Origin of the sequence: Micromonospora sp. WMMC250 (genome assembly GCF_027460215.1) — a bacterium.
GTDB classification, from domain to species: Bacteria; Actinomycetota; Actinomycetes; order Mycobacteriales; family Micromonosporaceae; genus Micromonospora; species Micromonospora taraxaci.
Window position 1 is genome coordinate 1688487 of record NZ_JAPZBJ010000002.1, and the last position, 20535, is coordinate 1709021.

Here is a 20535-nt window from a genome sequence, read left to right on the forward strand (position 1 = left end):
GCGGTCAGCTCTTGCGCAGCGGAGCGAGCGCGGCGCTCCAGGAGACCACCTGGTCGAGCGTGGTGGTCAGCGCGTCCTGCTGGAACGGGCCGGGCTTGAAGGTGCTGAAGTTCTCGAAGTCGGTGAAGAGCGACAGCGCGACCTGCGAGCGTACGTCGGCCATCTGCAGCTCACCGGAGATGAGCCGCAGGTGCTCCACGGCGCGCGCGCCGCCCACCGAGCCGTAGCTGACGAAGCCGACGGCCTTGTTGTTCCACTCGGCGTACAGGAAGTCGATGGCGTTCTTCAGGGCACCCGAGGTGGAGTGGTTGTACTCGGGGGTGACGATGACGAAGCCGTCGAACGAGGCGATCGTCTCGGCCCACCGCTTGGTGTGCGGCTGCGAGTACTGGCCCATCGAGGGCGGGTACGCCTCGTCGAGGTGCGGCAGCTGGTAGTCGAGCAGGTCGATCAGCTCGTACTCCGCGTCGGTGCGCTGCTTGGCGATCTCGAGCACCCAGCGGGCGACGGCTTCCCCGTTACGCCCCGGACGGGTGCTTCCGAGGATGATCCCGATCCTGGTCATGTGTGGCGCCTTTCAGAGGGTCCTTACCTGACGGCGAGAACGCTAACCGGTGCTTGATTGGTCAAGCAAATACTCTACCTATGGTCGTTGTCACACGGAGGGTAACCATTTGCTCAGTCAAACAAGTATGATATGAGGATGTCCAACCCCTCCGCGGAGACTCCGCAACCCCTCACCACTGATGAAGAGGCCCTGGTCCGTGCCCTGGGCCAGGTGATGTACGTGCTGCCCCGCACGATCGACGCGGACATGGTCGGTGACCGTCAGCTACCACTCACCGAGTACACAGCCCTGATGAACCTCTCCGAGGCACCGGACCGCCGGCTGCGCATGCACGAACTCGCCGCGCTCTGCTACCTCTCGCTCAGCGGCATGACCCGGACGATCATCAGGTTGGAGACCCAGGGCCTGGTCAAGCGGGAACGCTGCGAGGAGGACGCCCGGGGCTGGAACGCCGTCCTCACCGACGCGGGCTTCGCCCGCCTGGAAGAGTCCTGGCCCAGCCACCTGGCCGCCGTACGCCGCCGGTTCCTCCAGCACTTCGAGGGCCACGACCTGGCCCGGTTGGCCCGCGCGTTCCGGCAGGCCGGTGCGGCGGAGACGACCGACTGACCGGCGATCGGCTCAGCCGGAGTGCCGCCCCGCCACCACCAGGGCCCAGGCCAGCAGGCCGAACGCGCCGGTCGACGCGACGGCCCGGACCACGTTGCCGCGTACCCAGGTGGTCTCGAAGCGCTCCCGCGCTGCCGCGAGGTCGGTGACCTGGTCGACGTCGCCGGCGCGGGCCAGCGCGTTGTTCAGCGGCACGTTGACCACCGCCGTGACGCCGAGCACCACCAGGTAGGCCAGCAGCCCGGCGACGATCCACGGCAGCGCCGCCCGGCGGTCGGCGCCCAGGTGCAGCGCCGCCGCCAGCAGCGTGAACAGCAGCGCGCCACCGAAGCAGACCGCGAACCAGCCGTTCAGGATCGACTCGTTGATCCGTTGCATGGCGAGCACCAACGTCCGGTCGTCGGCACGACCCAACCCCGGCATGACCGCGTACGCGAAGGCGGCGAACAGCCCGGCGGTCAGGCCGGTGGTCACTGTGGCGGCGAACAGGCTCACGGTGCTCAGGAATCCCATGGGCCCCATTGCACCCGTTGGCGCGCCCCCTGACCAGACCCGGCTACGGTCACCGGGTCGGGGCGTGGGCGGCGAGGGGGTTGGCGAGGGTGCCAACGAACTGGAGAGCCGCCGACGGGTCGGCCAGGTCGATCATCTGCTGGTTGTCGCGCAGTTGGAGCCGGTTGAGGCAGGACAGCGTGAACTCCGGTGCGAACAGGTCGTAGTGGCGGACCCGCTCGGCCAGGTGCGGTACCCGGTCGAAGTAGTCGGCGGCGCAGGCCGCGACCGTACGCCAGAGGTCGTCCTCGCCGATCACGCCGGCCTCGACCAGGACCGCGTTGAGGTGGCGCAGGAAGCAGTCCACCACGTCGGTGAAGATGGTCAGCAGCTTGGTGTCGTCGGGCACCTCGACCCGGATCCGCTCGACCGCCTCGGGCAACTCGACGTCGGCGCTCATCACCGCGATCTCCTCGGCGATGTCCTTGAAGATCACCCGCTCCACGGTGTCCTGCTCGTCGAGGACGAGGATGACGTTCTCGCCGTGCGGCATGAACGCCAGGTCGTGGGCGTAGAAGCTGTGCAGCAACGGGGTGAGGTAGGCGTCCAGGTAACGGCGCAGCCACACCTGGGGCGTCAACCCGGACCGGGCGATCAGCGCCGCCGCCAGCGACCCGCCGTCGCTGTCCACGTGCAGCAGCGCGGCCATGGTGGACAGTCGACGCCCCGGCGCCAGTGCGGGCACCGGGCTCTCCCGCCACAGGGCGGCCAACATCTTGCGGTACGGGGAGGTGCGGTCGGTCGCCGCCTCGTACTGCCGGTGCCGGTAACCCACAGCGGCCCGCTCCCGGATCACGGTCAGGCCGGTGCCGGTCAGCACCTCGTCGCCCGCGATCAGGTCGGCCAGCCAGTCGTTGATCGCCGGGGTCGCCGCCATGTACGCGGCCGACAACCCCCGCATGAAGCCCATGTTCAGCACCGACAGCGCGGTCTTGACGTAGTGCCGGCTCGGTTCGCTGACGTTGAAGAACGTTCGGATGGACTGCTGGGCCAGGTACACGTCCGGTCCGGGGCCGAGGTGCACCAGCCGGCGCTCGGCCAACTCTCCGGCGAAGGTGACCGCCAGCTTGTTCCACCACTGCCACGGGTGGGCGGGGATCAGGTGGTAGTCGGCCAGGTCCAGCCCGAGATCGATCATCGTGGCCGCGAACCGGGCCCGGGTTTCCGCGTCCAGTTCGCCCTCGACGAGCCTGTCGTAGTCGAGGTCGGCGGCGCTGCTGAACGTCGAGTGGTCCCGGTGCGCGGCCAGCCACTCCAGCCGGATCGGTGCGGCGACCTCCGGGGCGTAGCTGTGGTACTCGTCGACGCCGAAGCCGAGCCGGCCGTTGTTGGCCACGAAACACGGGTGGCCCTCGGTCATCGACGTCTCGATGGTCTGGAAGTCGGCCTCGGCCAGCTCGGCGGCGCTCGGCGCGGCCTGGGCCAGCTTGTACGCGGTGCCCGCCAGCGTCGAGGTGATCTCCTCCAGGTAGACCGGGAGCACCCGCGCGGAGAGCCCGAGGGTGTCACGCAGCTCGATGACGAGGTCCACCGCGTCGGGTGGCGTCGACGTGCCGTCGCGGTGCCGGGTGATGCTGTCCGCGTCGATCTGCCAGTGCTCCAGGGCGAGCACCCGCGCGGCGAACCGGTAGGTGACGGTGCCGTCGTCGCTGCTGACCTCGTACCACTGGCGGTCGTCGCTGCCCGGCACGGGCTCCGGGGTGAGCAGGCGCTCGTGGGTGAACTCGGCGAGCGCCTTGCGGACCAGCAGCCGGTTGGCCCGGGCCCAGCGCTCCGGGGTGAGGTGGCCGACCGGACTGCCGGCGGCGTGCCCGGTGGTGGCGGACGTCGGGGTGGGGACGGCGGTGGCGGTCACGCCGGGGCTCCTTCGGTTCGGGTGGTGGCAGCGCGGTCGACGGCGGCGCTGTTGACCGCAGCTTCGAACTGGGCGCGGGTGCAGACGCTGAGCAGGGCGTCCTTCTCCGGCTTGGCGATCGGCCCGACGACCTCGAAGCCGACGGCGGCGTTCAACGCGTGTACGGCGGTGTTGCGGACGTCCGGTTCGACCACCACCCGCCGGGTCGTCGGGTCGGTGAAGAGCCACGCCATGACGGTGGTCAGCACCGCCCGGGTGAAGCCGTGCACCGGCGTGCCGGCCGGGGCGCAGAGGAAGTGCATGCCCACGTCGCCGGGTTGGTGGTCGTAGAGGCCGACCAGCTCGACGTGGGCCGGGTCGTAGCGTTCGGCGAGGAAGGCGGGACTCCCCCGCCAGAGCCCGAGGTACGCGTCGTGGTGCGGGTGCGCGGCGATCCGCTGGTACTCCTCGGCCACCCGGGCCTCATCGGCGTCCTGCATCAGCCAGAACGCCGCCTTCGGGTGGGTCACCCACTGGTGCAGCAGCGCGGCGTCGGCGTCCGGATCGAGCGTACGCACCGCGAACTCGCCGAGCCGGTCGTCCACGCGGGCGAAGACGACTGTCACGACGGCACCCCGAACTCCTGGAACGTGATGCTTTTCTCGATCGGGTAGTGCTCCCGGCCGAGCAGCTCCCGGATGATCCAGGAGTTGCGGTAGGGGCCCATGCCCAGGTCCGGCGACGTGATGCTGTGCGTGTGGGTGCCCGCGTTCTGCAGGAAGATGCCCCGCCCGCTGTGGTCGATGCTGTAGTTACGGGCCACGTCGAAGCGGCCGTGCGCGTCCCAGCGGATCCGCTCGCGCACCGGGTCGAGGAACTCCGGCACCCGGTAGTGGTAGCCGGTGGCGAAGACGAGCCCCTCGGTCCGCAGCGTGAAGTCGCGCTCCTGCTCCACCTGACGCAACCGGAGGGTGTACGTCCCGTCCTGGTGGTCGGCGCCAACCAACTCGGTGTTGGTGAGTAGGCGGGTGTTCACCGGTCCGTCGACGCTGTGCGCGTACAGCAGGTCGAAGATGTCGTTGATGAGGTCCGAGTTGATCCCCTTGAACAGCCCCTTCTGCTCGGTCTCCAACCGGTAGCGGGTCGCCTCGGGCAGCGCGTGGAAGTAGTCCACGTAGTCCGGTGAGGTCATCTCCAGCGTCAGCTTGGTGTATTCGAGCGGGAAGAACCGCGGTGATCGGGTCACCCAGTTGAGCTGGTAGCCGTACCGGTCGATGTCGCCGAGCAGGTCGTGGTAGATCTCGGCGGCGCTCTGCCCACTGCCCACCACAGTGATGCTGCGCTTGGTGCGCAACGCCGCCCGGTGCTCCAGGTAGCGGGAGTTGTGCACGGCGTCCCCGGGCAGCGCGGCCACGGCGTCGGGCAGGTATGGCGGGGTGCCGGTGCCGAGCACCAGGTGCCGGGCCCGGTACTGGACGGTCTCCCCCGTGCCGGTGCGGGCCCGCACCACGTACCGCTCGTCGGTGGAGTCGAACTCCACTGTGGTCACCGTCTGACCGAAGCGCAGGTTCGGCAGCTTCGCCGCCGCCCACCGGCAGTACGCGTCGTACTCGCTGCGCAACGGGTAGAAGCTCTCCCGGATGTAGAACGGGTAGAGCCGGCCGATCTCCTTGAGGTAGTTGAGGAAGGAGTACGGCGACGTCGGGTCGGCGAGGCTGACCAGGTCGGCGATGAACGGGGTCTGCAACCGGGCCGACTCCAGCAGCATGCCGGGGTGCCAGGCCAGGCTGGGACGGGCCTCCAGGAACACCCCGTCCAGGTCGTCGATCGGCGCGGTGAGGCAGGCCAGGCCCAGGTTGTACGGGCCCAGCCCGATGGCGACGAAGTCGTGGGTGGACATGCGAGTCTCCAGGCGCGGTCGGCGTCAGCCGACGTTGCGGGTCTGGTCGGCGTCAGCCGACGTGGCAGGTCAGGTCGGCGGCGGTGTGCTCGCGCACGTACCGGCCGGCGTGGTGGGCGATCAGTTCGAGCACGTGGTCGACGTCGTCGACGGTGGTCGCCGGGTTGAGCAGTGTGAACTTCAGGAAGTGGTGCCCGTCCACCCGGGTTCCGGCGACCACGGCGAGGCCGGACGCCGCGAGGGCCTCACGGGCGTGCAGGTTCGCCGCGTCGGCCAGCTCCCGGCCCGGGCCGGTGGGCAGGTAGCGGAAGACCACTGTGCTCAGCTCCGAGCGGGTGACCACCTCGAACCGGGGGTCCTCGCTGACCAGCTGCCAGGCGTCGGCGGCCCGGTCGACCACCTCGTCGAAGAGCGCGCCGAGCGTGTCCGGGCCCATCACCCGCAGCGTCAGCCAGAGCTTCAACGCGTCGAAGCGGCGGGTCGTCTGGAGGCTCTTGTCGACCTGGTTGGGGATGCGCTGCTCGACCATCCGGGCCGGGTTGAGGTAGTCGGCGTGGTACGTGGCGTGCCGCAGGGTCCGCCGGTCGCGGACGAGCAGCGCGCTGGAGCTGACCGGCTGGAAGAACGACTTGTGGAAGTCGACGGTGACCGAGTCGGCCCGCTCGATGCCGTCGAGCAGGTGCCGGCGCGTCGGCGAGACGAGCAGACCGCAGCCGTACGCGGCGTCCACGTGCAGCCACACGCCGGTCGCCGCGCAGATCGCGGCGAGTTCCGTCAACGGGTCGATGGAGCCGAAGTCGGTGGTGCCGGCGGTGGCGACGACGGCCATCACCACGAGTCCGGCCTCCCGGCACCGCGCGATCTCCGCGCTCACGGCTGCCGACCGGATCCGTCGACGGCTGTCGGTGGGGACCGCGATCACCGCGTCCGGGGAGAGCCCCAGCAGTTTGGCCGACTTCTGCACGCTGAAGTGACCGGCGGCGGAGGTGAGCACCCGCAGCCGGGGCAGCAGTTCGGCACGGGCCGCCGGGCCGATCGCGTCGACGCACGCCTCCTCGCGGGCCAGCAGCAGCGCCTGGAGGTTGGACTGGCTGCCGCCGCTGGTGAAGACACCGTCGGCGCTGGGGCCGAGGCCGATCCGCGCGGCGGTCCAGTCGATCAGCCGCCGCTCGATGAGGGTCGCCCCCGCGCTCTGGTCCCAGGTGTCCAGTGAGGAGTTCACTGCGGTGAGCACGGCCTCGCCGAGCAGCGCCGGGATGGCCACCGGGCAGTTGAGGTGGGCGAGGTAGCGGGGGTGGTGGAACCAGACGGCGTCGCGCAGGTAGACGTCCTCCAACTCGTCCAGCGCGGCGCCGGCATCGCCCAACGGCCGGTCCAGGTCCACCCGGTCGACCAGGGGGGACAGCTCGGCCGGGGTGATCCCGGTGACGGGACGGTCGACGGTGGCGACCCGGCGGGCGACCCGGTCGACGCCGTCGGCGATGGTCCGCCGGTACTGGTCGACCGAACCGTCGTGCAACAGGTGGGCCCGCGCGACGGCGGGCGTCGGTGACGGCGCGGTGGTCTCGACGGGGTACGTCGGCACGGTCACGGGATGTCCTTCCACGTTCTCGACGAGGGCAGCGAGGACCCACCCCGGGCGCGGCGGTGCGCCCGGGGGCGATGGGTGGTTCAGCTGACCTTCTTCGCGTTCCGGATGGCGGTGGCGAGGTTCTCCAGCAACGGCGCGGAGCCGGCGTACGAGAAGCGGGGCACCGCGTCCCACGGGGTGACCTGGTTGGCCTTGACCGCCGGCAGTTGCTGCCAGGTCGGCTTGGCGGCGAGGTCCTTGGGCTGAAGGGCAGTGCTGCGGTTGTCCAGCAGGATCAGGTCGGCCGGGAACTTGGCGGTGTTCTCCCAGCTCAGCGCCTCGAAGTAGTCGCCGGCTTCGAGCTTGGTGGGGACCACGATGTCGACGCCCAGCTCGGCGAAGTACATCAGGTCGGTGCTGACCTTCGGGTTGGAGACGTAGAAGAGGTCGGGGCTGCCGGAGCAGGCCATCACCTTGATGCCGGGGTTGGCCTTGACCGCCTGCCGTACCGACTCGGCGGCGGCGTCGAAGCGGGCCTTCGCGTCGGTGACCTTCTTGGCGGACAGGTCCGCGCCGAGCGACTCGGCCAGCGCGGCGTAGCGCTCGATCGGCTTGGTCATCGGCACCCGGGCGGTGGTGATCGCCACGCTGGGTGCCAGCGGGAGGATCTTGGCCTTGCTCTCGTCCGGCACGTACCAGAGCGCGTCCGGGTCGTACATGTGGGTGACCAGCAGCTCGGGACGCAGCGCCGCGTACTTCTCCAGGCTGAACTCGCCCCACACGTTGCCGAGGATCTCGACGGCCTCGACGTTGAGGTCACCGGCCTGCGGGTCGGCGCTGCCGTCCGCACGCTTCGTCTCACCGAACACGCCCACGAGCTGCGTGTCGAGACCGAAATCGATCAGTGCTGCCGCCACGCCGGTGAAGGCCACCACGCGCGTCGGCCGGGCCTTTGCCTCGACCTTCGTGGCCCGGTCGTCGGTGAACGACCAGGGGCCGCTTCCGTTGCCGGTGGCGGGCTTCGCGGTGTCGTCAGTGCCGCAGGCGGCGAGCAGGGTGGCCAACGTGGCGGCCCCACCGGCGGCCAGGAGGCCACGGCGGGAGAGACGACGTGCGGACAGGGCATCGGGCATGGTGTTGTCTTTCGATCAAGGGTTTGGCCGGACTCGACCAGGGCAGCGGGGTTAGGTTAGCCTAACCTCGGTCATTGTCAACAGCGGTTCGTCGCGCCGCCACCACCCCGGAGCCCACACTGGACGCCACACCCACCGTCACCAGGCAGGCACCACGTGTGCCGGACCGGGGCTCGGCCGTCATCCCGGTTCGTCGCGGTCGCCACGCGGTCCGCGCCGCCGGCCTCATCGCCGCCGTGACACTGCTCGGAGTGATCGTGCTGCTCAGCATCGCGGTCGGGGCGAAAGCCATGCCGCTCAGCGACGTCTGGTCCGGCCTGCTGCACCGCGACGCCGCCGAGTACGCGGTGGTGCACCGGATGCGCCTGCCGCGTACCCTCCTCGGGCTCCTCGCCGGCGCCGCGCTCGGCGTGGCCGGCGCGGTCATGCAGGCCCTCACCCGCAACCCTCTCGCCGACCCCGGCCTGCTCGGCATCAACGCCGGAGCGTCCGCGGCGGTCGCCACCGCCGCCGCCTTCCTGGGCGTCAGCGCCGTCGGCGGGTACGTCTGGTTCGCGCTGGCCGGCGCGGCGGTCGTGACCGCCCTCGTCTACGCCGTCGGCGGTGGACGTGGGGCCACCCCGGCCCGCCTCGCACTGGCCGGAGCGGCGCTCAACGCGACCCTCTACTCCTACGTGAGCGCGGTGATGCTGCTGGACACCGCCTCGCTGGACCGGCTGCGGTTCTGGACGGTCGGCTCGCTGGCCAGCGCGGACACCGCGACAGTGCGGCGGGTGCTGCCGTTCATCCTCATCGGCCTGCTGGTCGCGCTCTGTGCCGCCCGCCCGCTGAACGCGCTCGCCCTCGGCGACGACGCCGCGCGTGCCCTGGGCGCCCGACCCGTGCTGATCCGCGCCGCCGTGATCGTGGCGGTCACGCTGCTGTGCGGCGCGGCGACCGCCGCCTGCGGCCCGATCGTCTTCGTCGGGCTGCTGGTGCCGCACCTGGTCCGCGCCCTGACCGGCCCGGACCTGCGGTGGCTGCTGCCGTACTGCGCGGTGCTGGCGCCCGCCCTGCTGCTCGGCGCTGACGTGCTCGGCCGGGTGCTCGGTCGACCGGGAGAACTCCAGGTCGGCATGGTGACCGCCGTGCTGGGCGGTCCGCTCTTCCTGTGGCTGGTCACCCGCGCGAAGGTGGCCCACCCGTGAGCGGGCGGACCGGCAGGCTCAGCACCGCGGCCGTCCTCCGTACCCCCGGTGGGTTGTCGCTGCGGTACCGCCCCCGCGCGCTGGCCGTCGGCACCGCGGCGGCGCTGCTCGCGGTCGGTCTCGGCCTTGTCGCCCTGGGCAGCGGTGACTATCCGATGGGCCCGGCCGACGTGCTGCGCACGCTCGTCGGCGGCGGCACACCCGCGGAGCAGTTCATCGTGCACGAGCTGCGACTGCCCCGCCTGGTCACCGCCCTGCTGGTCGGCGCGGCGCTGTCGCTGGCCGGCACGGTCTTCCAGTCGCTGGTCCGCAACCCGCTGGGCAGCCCGGACATCCTCGGCTTCACCCAGGGCGCGTCGGCCGGCGCGCTGGTGGTGGTCGTCCTCGGCGGCAGCAGCCTGGCCCTCGCGGGCGCGGCGGTCGCCGGTGGGCTCGCCACCGGCCTGGTGATCTACGCCCTCGCCTGGCGACGCGGCGTACACGGGTACCGGCTCATCCTGGTCGGCATCGGCATCGCCGCGATCCTGACCGGAGTCAACGGCTACCTGCTGACCCGGGCTCCCCTGATGGACGCCGCGCGCGCGGTGCTCTGGCTCACCGGCAGCCTGGACGGGCGGGGCTGGGCCAACGCCGGGCCGCTGCTCGCCGTCCTGGTCGTGGTGACGCCGGTGGTCCTCGTCGTCTGCGGCCCGGCGCTGCGGATGATGGAGTTGGGTGACGACACGGCCGGCGCCCTCGGTGTGCCGGTGCGCCGGCTGCGCCTGGTGCTGCTCACGGCGGCGGTGCTGCTGGTCTCGTTCGCGGCGGCCGCCGCCGGGCCGGTGTCCTTCGTGGCGCTGGTCGCCCCCCACGTGACGAAACGGCTGACCCGGGCGCCCGGCCCGAACCTGCTGCCGTCGATGGCCGTCGGAGCGGCGCTGCTGGTCGGCGCGGACCTGCTGGCCCAACGCGCGTTCCCCGGGCACCAGCTTCCGGTCGGTGTGGTGACCGGAGTGATCGGCGGCGGCTACCTCGTCTGGCTGCTCGCGCTGGAACGCCGGGCGGGTCGGCTGTGAACACCCGCGACGCCCTCGAAGGAGCACCCATGCACCCCGGCACCTCCCGGCTCGGCGGCACCGCGCTGACCCTCGCCTACGACCAGCGCACCATCGCGGAGAACCTGACCGTCGCGGTGCCGGACAACTCGTTCACGGTGATCATCGGTCCGAACGCGTGCGGCAAGTCGACACTTCTCCGCGCGCTGTCCCGGATGCTGCGCCCGAGCGTCGGCACCGTGCTGCTGGACGGGCGCGACATCCACGACCAGCCAGCCCGCGCCGTCGCCCGCACGCTCGGCCTGCTCCCCCAGTCGTCGATCGCGCCGGACGGCATCAGCGTCGCCGAGTTGGTCGCCCGCGGTCGCTACCCCCACCAGGGGCTGCTGCGGCAGTGGTCACGCGAGGACGAGCGGGTGGTCGAGGAGTCGATGGCCGCGACCGGCGTCGACGACCTCGCCGACCGATCGGTGGACGAACTCTCCGGCGGGCAACGGCAGCGGGTGTGGATCGCCATGGCGTTGGCCCAGCAGACCCCGTTGCTGCTGCTCGACGAACCGACCACGTTCCTCGACATCGCCCACCAGATCGAGATCCTGGACCTGTGCGCCCGACTGCACGAGGAGCAGGGACGCACCCTGGTCGCGGTGCTGCACGACCTGAACCACGCGGCCCGCTACGCCACCCACCTGATCGCCATGCGCGACGGTCACGTGGTGGCCGCCGGAGAACCGGCGTCGGTGGTCACCGCCGACCTGGTGGCCGAGGTGTTCGGGCTGCCCTGCCGGGTCATCGACGACCCGGAGACCGGCACCCCGCTGGTCGTTCCCGCCGCCCGTCGTCGCGCCGTCGAGCCCGCGTGAACGCCAGGCGTTTCCGCGACCCCTGGGGCGTTCCGCACCTGCGTGCCGACGGCCCCCTGGCGCTGGCGGCGGCCCAGGGGCGGGTGACAGCGTACGACCGGGCGTGGCAGATCGAGGTGGAACGGCACCGGTCGCAGGGCACCAGCGCGGCGTTCCTCGGCGTCGAAGCGCTCGACTGGGACCGGTTCGCCCGACGGGTACGACTCGACGACACCGCGCGTCGCTGCCACGCCGCGCTCGACCCGGCGACCGCCGCGTGGGTGGGCGCGTACGTCGACGGGGTCAACGAGGGCCTCGCCGCCGGGGCGGCCCGCGCGCCGGAGTTCGCCGCCACCGGGCTGAGCCCCGGCCGGTGGGAACCGTGGACCCCCCTCGCGGTCTGGCTGGGCCATCACATCCTGTTCGCCGGGTTCCCGGGCAAGCTCTGGCGGGAACACGTGGCGCAGCGGCTCGGCCCGGACCTGGTCGAGGCGTTCGCCACCGACGGTCCGGCCGTCGCCGGCAGCAACGGGTGGCTGCTCGCCGCCGACCGCACCGGCACCGGGGGCGCGCTGCTCGCCGGCGACCCGCACCGGTTCATCGAGGACCCGGGCGTCTACCAGCAGATCCGGTTGGCCTGCCCGGAGTACGACGTCGTCGGGCTGGCGGTGCCCGGTGTCCCGGGCATCGCGCACTTCGGGCACGCCGGCGCGGTGGCCTGGGGGATCACCAACGCGATGGCCGACTACCAGGACCTGTACGCCGAGCGGCTGCGCCGCCACGACGGGCAGGTGCAGGCCCTCGGCCCGGACGGTTGGCAGTCCGTGCACTGCCACGTCGAGACGATCGAGGTGGCCGGGGCGGACCCGGTCGAGGTCGAGGTGCTGGAGACCGACCGGGGTCCGGTGATCGTCGGCGGGTGCGGCGACGAGACGGCGATCAGCCTGCGCTACCCGCCCCGGGTCCGCGCCGAGCTGGGTTTCGCGGCGCTGCCGGAGCTGCTGCGCGCCCGTACCGTGACCGATGTGGACCACGCGCTGCGGCACTGGGTGGAGCCGGTCAACGTGGTGCAGGCGGCGGACACCGTCGGCGGGCTGCTGCACCGGGTCGCCGGAGCGGTTCCGGTACGGCACCCGGACAACGGCCGGCGGATCGTCCCCGCGTGGGACGACGCGTACACCTGGCAGGGGTGGTACGCGCCGATGCCCCGCGCCGGGGTGGCCGGTCGGGCGGTGATGGCCAACGAGCGTGGCCTGGCGACGCCGTTGGGGGTGGAGTTCGCCGCGCCGCACCGGGCGCGCCGCATCGCCGAGCTGCTCGACGCCGGGCAGGGCTGGACCGCCGACGAGATGGCCGCCGTGCACACCGACACGTACCTGGGCTCGGCCGGGCCGCTGCTGACGGTGCTGGCCGAGTCCGACGGGCTCAGCCCGCAGGCTGCCGCGCTGCGCGACCGGCTGCTGCGCTGGGACCGACGGATGACCGCCGACAGCGCCGACGCAGCCGCCTTCGCCACACTGCGGGCGGCTGTCGTACGGCGGATCGCCGCGCACCCGGCGCTGACCGCGCTGGCCGGGCCGCCCGCGTACCCCGCGGTGTTCGCGCCCTGGTTGGCGGTGACGCCGCGCGTCGCTTACGCACTGGAGCACCTGCTCGGCGGACGTCCGCTGCCCGGCGTGGACCCGGCGGCGGTGGTGCGCGCGGCGGCCGAGGAGGTCGCCGAGGCGACGGCCGGGCCGGCGCGTTGGGGCGACCTGCACCGGCTGGCGGCCTGGCGGGCGCTGCCCGACCCGGACGCCGGCCCCGGCCCCCGCCTCGACGGCGACCATGACTGTGTGCTGTCCACGTCCAGCGTCCCCGGGGTCACCCACTGGTGTTTCCGGGGCCCGGCGGCGCGTTTCGTCTGGGATCTGGCGCGGCGCGAGGACAGCCTCTGGGTGGTGCCGCTCGGGGCGTGCGGAGTGCCCGGCGACACGCACCACGCCGACCAGGGCCCCGCGTGGTTGGCGGGCGAGCTGCTGCCGATCGTCACCGACTGGGACCGACTCGTCGAGGAGCCGGATGAGCATTGATCGACACCACCACCACAGCGAGGTCGACGGATTCGGGACGGTCACCATCCGCCCGGTGCGGCCGGACGAGGACGTCGACCTGCTGCACGGCTGGGTCACCCAGGAACGCGCCCGCTTCTGGGGGATGCGGGAGGCGAGCCGCGAACGGGTGCACGAGATCTACGCGTACCTGGACTCGCTGGCCACGCACCACGCGTACCTGGTGCACCGCGACGGGGTGCCGGCCGCGTTGGCGCAGACCTACCAGCCCGAGGCGGACCCGGTCGGCGAGTGCTACGACGTACGCCCCGGCGACGTCGGGGTCCACCTGCTCATCGGACCCCCGACAACTGTCGAACGCGGGTTCACCGGCGCGGTGTTCGGCGCGATCCTCGACTTCGTCCTCGCCGACCCGGGCCGGCGACGGGTCGTGATCGAGCCGGACGCCCGCAACGAGCGGGCCATCAACCGGTTCCTGCGTACCGGGCCCCGGCCCGGACCCCTGATCGACCTGCCGGAGAAGCGCGCCCGCCTGCTCTTCCTGGATCGACCGGCGGGCTGAAACGGACCGGCCGCCGGTCGGGCTGCGCGTGGCAGCCCGACCGACGGCCGGTGACCGTGGCGTCAGCGCAGGCCGAACGCCCGCGTGATGCTCTGGTCCACGGTGTTGCCGGCGGCGTCGCGCGCGGTGGTCCGCAGGCTGACGAAGCTGGCCTTCGCCGGGGCTGCCAGCGCCAGACGCCACCCGTCGCCGTGCCGGGTCAGACGTGGCTTCTGCCAGGTCGCGCCGTCGTCGTAGGACACCTCGACGGTGACCGCGCCGACCGTGCCGGAGACCTCGGGCAGGTGCGACGCGACAACGGTGAGCGGCGCGCGCCGCGACGCCTTCCCCTCCCGGTCGATGTCCACCTGGTAGTCCAGCTGGATCATCGGCAGCACCTCCGCCGACTCCTCGCCGGTGACCGCCGAGCTGAAGCCCCACTCGGTGCGGGTCTTCCGGGAGTACGGGTTGGTCCAGGCGGCCCGGTCGTTCTCCACCACCAGCCGGTACGGCAGCCGCTGCTCAGCCAGGCCGGCGACCTGGAGGTACTCGGCGTTGCCCCACCTCAGCTCCTTGTCCCCCTGGTAGAGGGTGGTCCTGTTGACCATGTCGAAGTTCGCGTACGCGTCACCGATGTGGCCACCACCGTCGCCCCAGCCGGGAGCGGGCAGGTAGACGGTGTCCAGGTACCGCACGGGCGTGTAACTCCCACCCATCCGGGGGCGCTGGATCGGCCCGAACCAGGTGACAGCGCTCGGCTTGCCGGCCGGGTACGCGGTCACCCCCATCAGGTGCTGGCCCATCTCGCCGGCGATGAACGCGTCGTCGACCCACCGCTGGTCGGCGCTCACCCAGTCGGTGCGCCGGCCCTGCGCCGGGGCGGCCTCCTGGTTGCTCGACGCCCAGCCCCGCCAGATGTCGGTGCGGAACTCCAACGCCTTGCCCTGCCGGTAGTTGCGGAACTCCACATCCACTCGGGCCAGGTCCCGCTTCGTCGGCCGGTAGGTGACGTCGCCCGGCACCGCGCCGGTCCAGTGGTGCGCCACGTCGTACAGGTAGCTGGTCTCCGGGTGCGACTCGACGGTCAGCCGCACCGCGCCGCGCTCCACCGAGGCGATGAGCTGGTCGCCCTCGTCGGCGCCCACTGTGGCGACGGTCACCGGGGCGGGGCTCTCCGGGCTCCACGCGAACTCGTCCCACGGCTGGAGGCGCCCGACACCGTCGTTGACGACCAGCAGCAGCTTGGCTCCGGCCGCGGCGGCGGCCTGCGCCTGGGTGGCGATGTCCACGGTGTCGCTACGCCGGACCACCACGGCCCGGCCCCGGACCGGCCGCTTCGCCAGCCCGGCCGCCGACGTGTCGGCGACGTAGACCGCGTCCAGCTGGTGACGACCGGCCGGCAGCGCCGGGGTCGACCGCTTCACCAGCAGATCGTCGTACGAGCGGCCGCCGGCCGAGACGGTCAACGCCGGCTGTTCCAACCGCCACCGGGCACCGAACTCGAACTCGCCGTCGCTGACCTTACGGCCCGTCGGCAACGCCCACATGCTGTCGTACGAGTCGTCGGGCAGCACCTGGCTCTCGGTGAGGCTGGCCCCGGAGGACCGGTGGATGTCCATCCGCAACGACGTGGCGGTGGCCTCCTGCGGCACGACGGCCCGCACCTGCCGGGCGGCCCGCGCGTCGAGGGTGACGGTGCGGTCGCGGTCCAGTGTGACGTCGGTGAAGCCGAGCATCGCCATGCCCTTGGAGCGCGGCCCGTGCACACCGCGCACGTCCGCGGAGATCCAGCCGGACCAGGTGGCCACCGGCAGCCGCAGTGTCGCGGTGCCGCTCTCGGGCAGGTCCACGGCGGTGAACAGACCGTCGGTGGTGAGGATGACCTTGCCGACGAGTGGCTTGCCGTCGCGGTCCTTCGCGACGAGCGTCAGGTTCTGCCGCTGGCCTTCCTTGCCCGCCCCGATCAGGGTGCGGCCACGGACCGTCCCGGTGTCGTCGATGGCGACGATCATGCCACTGACCTGCTTCTCCACCGGCAGCTTGTCGTACGCCGCGGTCACCGTCACGGTGGCGGTGCCGCCGGCGGGCACGGTGACCGTGTCGGCGGAGAGGGCGAAGAGGCCGGCCGGCGCGGTGGCCGCGTCGACGGCCAGCTTCAGGGTGACCGGCGTGCCGCCGACGTTGGTGTAGGCGACCGTCCGGTCGACGGTCGAACCCGGCTGCTGCGGCCAGCCCTGGAAGCCGGAGTAGGCGCTCGGGGTGGCGAAGACGGTGGCGTGCGCGGCGGCGACCGCGTCCACCCGGCCGGCACCGGCCTGGTACGGGGTGTACCCGGGGGTGGCCTTGACCGTACTGACCAGCGCCTCCTTGATCCGCTGACCGGTCCAGTCGGGGTGCGCGGCGGCGACCAACGCGGCCGTGCCGGCCACGTGCGGAGTGGCCATCGACGTGCCGCTCATCAGCGTGTAGTCCCCCGAGCCGCCGCGCACCAGGTGCGAGCGGGCCGCCAGGATGTCCACACCGGGGGCGGTGACCTCGGGCTTGAGGCCGCCGTCGCCCGCACGCGGGCCCTGGCTGGAGAAGTCAGCCAGGTGGTCGGTGGCGTCTACCGCACCGACGGTCAGCGCGGAGTCGGCGGCACCGGGGCTGCCGATGCTCGCCGGGCCGCTGTTGCCGGCCGCGATCACGAAGAGCGCGCCGGTCTCGGCGCTGAGGCGGTCGACGGCCTGGCTCATCGGGTCGCTGCCGTCGGTGGCCTCACCGCCCAGGCTCATGCTGACGACCCGGGCCTTCTGCTCCCGGGCCGCCCACTCCATGCCGGCGATGATCCAGGAGTCCTGGCCGCTGCCCTCGCTGTTGAGGACCTTGCCGATGTGCAGCCGGGCACCGGGGGCGACGCCCTTCTCGACACCGCCGGAGGCCGCGCCGGTGCCGGCGATCGTCGAGGCGACGTGGGTGCCGTGGCCCTTGTAGTCGAGGATGTCGGGCTCCGACGGCACGAAGCTGCTGGACTCCGCGATCTGGCCGGCGAGGTCCGGATGCTCGGCGTCCGCACCGGAGTCGAGCACCGCGACGTCGACACCGGCCGCGGTGTTGCCCTCGGCCCACAGCTTCGGCGCGCCGATCTGCGCCGTGGACTCGGCCAGGTCGGCGTGCACCCGACCGTCCAGCCACACCTTGGCGATGCCGTTGGCCAGGACCGGGGCGTCGCCCGTACGGCGGGCCGAGCCGGCCGTCAGCGCGGCCCAGAACCGGCCGGCGGTGGAACGCTCGCGGGTCAGCGCCGCGCCCCGCACGCTGTCCAACGGTCGGACCAGCGTGGCGCCGTCCACTGTGGGACGGGTGCGGGCCCGGGCCGCCGCGTCGGTCATGGTGACGATCAGCGGCAACTGGTCGGTGTGCGCGTCGTCGTACCCGTCGGCGATGAGGTCGGTGACGTTGAACAACTGCCGGTCCAACACGCCGCTCGTGACGTACGACAGCGCCGTATCCGGGTAGACGTAGGTGTCGCCGTCGAGCACGGTGCGGTGGAAGCTCGGCGTGCTGCCGTCCGGCCGGCGCACTGTCGAGACGGTGCTGCCGTCCGCGCCGGTGGTGACGGTGACCGTGTCACCGGTGATCAGGGTGACGGTCGACGCGCGTCCGGCTGCGGCGGGAGGAGTTCCGAGCGGGCGTTCGGGGCTGGTGGGCGGGGCGGCGGACGCCCCCGCGGCGGGTGGGGTGAACCCGGCCGCCAGGGTGAGGGCGGCGCCGAGGGCGATCAGCCCGGATCGGCGACGCCGGCGAGACAGAGCCAAGATGACCTCTTTGTGTCGAGAAGTGGTACGCAGCACAGCATCGATGCCACGCCCACCTCTCGTCCCCCACCGAACCGCGGCGCGTTTGAGCCATGGCACAAACCCGCCACCGCTGGTTCACCTCGCGGACGCGCCCGCGGTGGCCAGTTCGGCGAGCCGGTCGAGCTGGCTCGGGTCGGACAGGGCCGACCCGACCGCCACCACCCGTACGCCGGCTTGCAGGAACGGGGCGGCGTTGCCCGCGTCGAGGCCGCCGGTCGCGACGAAGCGCAACTGGGGCAGCGGGCCGGCGAGGGCCTTGAACCAGGCCGGGCCGAGGGTGATCGCGGGGAACGCCTTGAGCCAGGTGAGGCCGTGCCGCAGCGCCTGCTGGGCCTCCGTCGGGGTGGCCACACCGGGCAGGTGCGGCAGGCCCCGCGCGGCGGCGGCGTCGGCGATCGCCAGGTCCAGGCCGGGCGCGACGGTGAACGCGGCGCCCGCGTCGGCCGAGGCGGTCACCTGCTCGACGTCGAGCACCGTGCCCGCGCCGACGATGCGGCCACGCGCGGCGCCGGCCTCGACGGCGGCCCGCAGCGCGGGCACCGCGTCGGCGGTGGCCACCGGGACCTCCACCACGTCGATGCCGAGGTCCCAGGCACGCTCGGCGAGCCGGACGGTCTCCGCGACCGGCAGGCCGCGCAGGATGGCCATCACCCGGGCCCCGCCGAAGATGTGGTCGAAATCCGCTGTGGTCATGGTGCACTCCATCCGATGTCGCGGTGAAACGGTTGCCTGGTGGTCCGGCCGGAACCCGACGACTCAGACCGGCGTCGGGGTGGCGGTCAGGTCGAGCGGTGACCAGGCGTCGACGGGGGCGGCGAGCAGATCCTCGAACCAGGCCCACGGCGGGACGGGAGCGTTGTCGCCGCTGCTGGTCAACGCCTGCGCCGCCATCAGGTGGCCGAGGCGCAACCGCCGCACGGGGTCGAGGTCGCGCAGCAGACCCGCCAGGTAGCCGGCGGCGAACGCGTCTCCCGCGCCGACCGGCTCGACCACAGTCACCCGGGGCGCGGGTACGAAGACCGGCTCGGCGTCGCGGCGCAACGCGGTGGCGCCCACCGCGCCGTCCTTGACCACCACCGTCTCCGGGGTGGGCAACAACCGGCGTACGGCTGCCGGATCGGTGGTGCCCCACAGCGTCTGCGCCTCGTCCTGACCGACGAAGACCAGGTCGCACCGGTCGGCGAGGTCACGCAGCACCGGTGCGGCCTGCTCGGCGGACCACAGCCGGGCCCGGTGGTTGACGTCGAAGCTGACCAGTGAGCCGGCCAGCGGGCGGGCGGCCACCGCGTGCTCGACGAGCGCCCGGCAGGAGGCGGAGAGCGCCGGGGTGATCCCGGACAGGTGCAGCACACGGGCGCCGGTCAACCCCGGGTCGGCTAGCGTGCCCGGGTCCATCCGGGAGGCCGCCGACCCGGCCCGGTAGTAGTGCACGGCGGTGCTCTCCGGGCCGGGGTCCTTGAGGTACAGGCCGGTGGGGGCGGTGGGGTCGACGACCACCTGGTCCACCCGGACGCCGGCGGCGGCGACGTGCCGGACCACGGCCCGGCCGAAGGGGTCGTCGCCGACGCGGCTCACCCAGGTGACCTGGTGCCCCAGTCGGGCCAGGTAACCGGCCACGTTGGACTCCGCGCCTCCCACCGAGACGGCGACCCGTTCGGCGTCCTCCAACGGCTCACCGGGGGCGGGGCAGAGCACCACCATCGTCTCCCCCACCGCGGCGACCTCGACCGGCGTATGGCCGGCCGGGCTGGTCGGGCGAACCTGTCGGGGGTCGGTCGGCATCGGGCACACGTCCTCGCGGCGGGGTCCTGGGCGTCGCCGAGCCTAGGTGTCAGGTGCGAGACGGGCAACCCGTCGCGTCGCCGGTCAGGGCAACGTCAGCCCGTACGCGGCCAGCACCTCCGAGATCGGCTGGTAGAAGGTGGTGCCGCCGGCGGTGCAGTTGCCGGTGCCGCCGGAGAGGATGCCGAGGATAGTGCCGGTGGACGCCACGTAGAGCGGTCCGCCGCTGTCTCCCGGCTCGGCGCAGATGTTGGTGCGGATCAGGCCGTAGATCACGCCGGTGGCGTAGTTGACGGTCTGGTTGAGTCCGGTGACAGTGCCGCAGCGCACCCCGGTGGTGACACCACTGCGGCACACCGCCTGCCCGATGTACGCGTTGCCGGCACCGTAGATGGTCAGCAGACCGGGATAGGTGTAGACGGCGCTCGGGTGGGCGATCCGACCGGTGTAGCGGACCAGGCCGTAGTCGTTGGTCGGGTAGCTGGTGGCGGTGCGGGTGCCGAGCACCGTGGTCTGGGCGCTGTCGGTGTACCAGGTGCTGGCGGCGTTGGTGCAGTGCCCTGCCGTGACCACGTAGTACGTGCTGCCGCTGCGCACGTTCGCACCGAGCGAGCAGCGCGCCCCGCCGCCGTAGATGCCCTGCCCGGCCGCGATCAGGGGGCGCAGCGTTCCGGGCTCGCGGCGTAGCAGCGCCCCGGCCCGGTCGGCCACCGCCCGAAGTGCCCTCAGCTCGGCGGGGGCCACGGTGTCGTCGACGGTGAGGGTCATCCGATCGCTGGCCGGGTCGTGGCCCCAGGAGGTGCCAGCGGTGCGCACCTGTGCCAGCACGGCCGCCGGGTCGGCAGGCGTGGCCCGGTCGGGGACGGCGGCCTGCGCAGCGCCGGGCGCGACGAGCAGGAGAACGGTCAGGACGAGGGCGGCGAGCGGGGAGCGGCGCATCCGAACCTCCAAGTAGATCGAGATCGGTAGATGCGGTCAAGCATCGTCCGGTGCCCGACGCCGTGGCAACCTCCCGCCGCCCACTTCCCCGACCGGCGGGAATCGTCGATCCGGGGACGACCCGTGTCGGGCCCACCGATAATTCCTCGGGAGA

General features: G+C 72.5%; 17 protein-coding genes. 6 read left to right on the forward strand and 11 right to left on the reverse strand.

Features of this window, described 5'->3' with window-relative positions:
• Nucleotides 1-4: 4 nt before the first annotated feature.
• On the reverse strand, nt 5-565 hold the full coding sequence (locus O3438_RS07305) for an NADPH-dependent FMN reductase (protein WP_269679209.1): 561 nt from the start codon (nt 563-565) through the stop codon (nt 5-7).
• Nucleotides 566-703: 138 nt separating this feature from the next.
• Here O3438_RS07305 and O3438_RS07310 point away from each other — a divergent pair, with 138 nt between their 5' ends.
• Nucleotides 704-1177 (forward strand): MarR family winged helix-turn-helix transcriptional regulator, encoded by a 474-nt coding sequence (locus tag O3438_RS07310; protein WP_269679210.1) that lies wholly within the window; start codon nt 704-706, stop codon nt 1175-1177.
• A 12-nt stretch (nt 1178-1189) separates the two neighbouring features.
• On the opposite strand, the gene O3438_RS07315 is transcribed toward O3438_RS07310, so the two are convergent.
• From O3438_RS07315 to O3438_RS07340, 6 genes are all read right to left on the reverse strand, one after another.
• The gene (locus tag O3438_RS07315) at nt 1190-1690 is read right to left on the reverse strand and encodes an anthrone oxygenase family protein (protein ID WP_332367450.1); all 501 of its coding nucleotides are present in this window, start codon (nt 1688-1690) and stop codon (nt 1190-1192) included.
• 49 nt (nt 1691-1739) lie between these two features.
• Nucleotides 1740-3584: an IucA/IucC family protein gene (locus O3438_RS07320; RefSeq protein ID WP_442929574.1), complete on the reverse strand. Its 1845-nt coding sequence runs from the start codon at nt 3582-3584 to the stop codon at nt 1740-1742.
• A complete protein-coding gene (locus O3438_RS07325; RefSeq protein WP_269679212.1) occupies nt 3581-4189 on the reverse strand; it encodes a GNAT family N-acetyltransferase in 609 nt (202 codons plus the stop codon). The genes O3438_RS07320 and O3438_RS07325 overlap by 4 nt, the downstream gene beginning before the upstream one ends.
• The gene (locus O3438_RS07330; RefSeq protein ID WP_269679213.1) at nt 4186-5463 is read right to left on the reverse strand and encodes a lysine N(6)-hydroxylase/L-ornithine N(5)-oxygenase family protein; all 1278 of its coding nucleotides are present in this window, start codon (nt 5461-5463) and stop codon (nt 4186-4188) included. The genes O3438_RS07325 and O3438_RS07330 overlap by 4 nt, the downstream gene beginning before the upstream one ends.
• Before the next feature lie 52 nt (nt 5464-5515).
• A complete protein-coding gene (locus O3438_RS07335; protein ID WP_269679214.1) occupies nt 5516-7054 on the reverse strand; it encodes a pyridoxal phosphate-dependent decarboxylase family protein in 1539 nt (512 codons plus the stop codon).
• A gap of 80 nt (nt 7055-7134) precedes the next feature.
• A complete protein-coding gene (locus O3438_RS07340) occupies nt 7135-8166 on the reverse strand; it encodes an ABC transporter substrate-binding protein (RefSeq protein WP_269679215.1) in 1032 nt (343 codons plus the stop codon).
• A 236-nt stretch (nt 8167-8402) separates the two neighbouring features.
• Here O3438_RS07340 and O3438_RS07345 point away from each other — a divergent pair, with 236 nt between their 5' ends.
• Genes O3438_RS07345 through O3438_RS07365 form a run of 5 tightly spaced genes read left to right on the forward strand, consistent with a single transcriptional unit; the run spans nt 8403 to nt 13842 of the window.
• Nucleotides 8403-9353 carry a FecCD family ABC transporter permease gene (locus O3438_RS07345; RefSeq protein WP_442929709.1) on the forward strand — a complete coding sequence of 317 codons (951 nt, stop codon included), beginning with the start codon at nt 8403-8405 and terminating at the stop codon, nt 9351-9353.
• Nucleotides 9350-10408, forward strand: coding sequence for a FecCD family ABC transporter permease (locus tag O3438_RS07350; RefSeq protein ID WP_269679216.1), 1059 nt, complete (start codon nt 9350-9352; stop codon nt 10406-10408). Before O3438_RS07345 ends, O3438_RS07350 begins: the two co-directional genes overlap by 4 nt.
• A 29-nt stretch (nt 10409-10437) precedes the next feature.
• The gene (locus O3438_RS07355) at nt 10438-11250 is read left to right on the forward strand and encodes an ABC transporter ATP-binding protein (protein ID WP_269679217.1); all 813 of its coding nucleotides are present in this window, start codon (nt 10438-10440) and stop codon (nt 11248-11250) included.
• Nucleotides 11247-13301 carry a penicillin acylase family protein gene (locus O3438_RS07360; RefSeq protein WP_269679218.1) on the forward strand — a complete coding sequence of 685 codons (2055 nt, stop codon included), beginning with the start codon at nt 11247-11249 and terminating at the stop codon, nt 13299-13301. Before O3438_RS07355 ends, O3438_RS07360 begins: the two co-directional genes overlap by 4 nt.
• Entirely contained in the window at nt 13291-13842 is a 552-nt protein-coding gene (locus tag O3438_RS07365; RefSeq protein ID WP_269679219.1) for a GNAT family N-acetyltransferase, read from the forward strand. Before O3438_RS07360 ends, O3438_RS07365 begins: the two co-directional genes overlap by 11 nt.
• A 62-nt stretch (nt 13843-13904) precedes the next feature.
• Here the strand turns inward: O3438_RS07365 and O3438_RS07370 are convergent, their stop codons facing one another.
• From O3438_RS07370 to O3438_RS07385, 4 genes are all read right to left on the reverse strand, one after another.
• Entirely contained in the window at nt 13905-17618 is a 3714-nt protein-coding gene (locus tag O3438_RS07370; protein WP_269679220.1) for a S8 family serine peptidase, read from the reverse strand.
• Nucleotides 17619-17735: 117 nt separating this feature from the next.
• Complete coding sequence (locus O3438_RS07375) at nt 17736-18353, reverse strand: bifunctional 4-hydroxy-2-oxoglutarate aldolase/2-dehydro-3-deoxy-phosphogluconate aldolase (protein ID WP_269679221.1); 618 nt, start codon at nt 18351-18353, stop codon at nt 17736-17738.
• 63 nt (nt 18354-18416) lie between these two features.
• Nucleotides 18417-19442 carry a sugar kinase gene (locus O3438_RS07380; protein ID WP_269679222.1) on the reverse strand — a complete coding sequence of 342 codons (1026 nt, stop codon included), beginning with the start codon at nt 19440-19442 and terminating at the stop codon, nt 18417-18419.
• A gap of 84 nt (nt 19443-19526) precedes the next feature.
• The gene (locus O3438_RS07385; protein WP_269679223.1) at nt 19527-20381 is read right to left on the reverse strand and encodes a S1 family peptidase; all 855 of its coding nucleotides are present in this window, start codon (nt 20379-20381) and stop codon (nt 19527-19529) included.
• Nucleotides 20382-20535 lie beyond the last annotated feature (154 nt).

What these genes read in the sequence shown, in the direction of transcription:
- O3438_RS07305 (WP_269679209.1), bottom strand. Translation starts at nt 565, where the DNA reads ATGACCAGGATCGGGATCATCCTCGGAAGCACCCGTCCGGGGCGTAAC.
- O3438_RS07310 (WP_269679210.1), top strand. Translation starts at nt 704, where the DNA reads ATGTCCAACCCCTCCGCGGAGACTCCGCAACCCCTCACCACTGATGAA.
- O3438_RS07315 (WP_332367450.1), bottom strand. Translation starts at nt 1,690, where the DNA reads ATGGGATTCCTGAGCACCGTGAGCCTGTTCGCCGCCACAGTGACCACC.
- O3438_RS07330 (WP_269679213.1), bottom strand. Translation starts at nt 5,463, where the DNA reads ATGTCCACCCACGACTTCGTCGCCATCGGGCTGGGCCCGTACAACCTG.
- O3438_RS07340 (WP_269679215.1), bottom strand. Translation starts at nt 8,166, where the DNA reads ATGCCCGATGCCCTGTCCGCACGTCGTCTCTCCCGCCGTGGCCTCCTG.
- O3438_RS07355 (WP_269679217.1), top strand. Translation starts at nt 10,438, where the DNA reads ATGCACCCCGGCACCTCCCGGCTCGGCGGCACCGCGCTGACCCTCGCC.
- O3438_RS07365 (WP_269679219.1), top strand. Translation starts at nt 13,291, where the DNA reads ATGAGCATTGATCGACACCACCACCACAGCGAGGTCGACGGATTCGGG.
- O3438_RS07375 (WP_269679221.1), bottom strand. Translation starts at nt 18,353, where the DNA reads ATGACCACAGCGGATTTCGACCACATCTTCGGCGGGGCCCGGGTGATG.
- O3438_RS07380 (WP_269679222.1), bottom strand. Translation starts at nt 19,442, where the DNA reads ATGCCGACCGACCCCCGACAGGTTCGCCCGACCAGCCCGGCCGGCCAT.
- O3438_RS07385 (WP_269679223.1), bottom strand. Translation starts at nt 20,381, where the DNA reads ATGCGCCGCTCCCCGCTCGCCGCCCTCGTCCTGACCGTTCTCCTGCTC.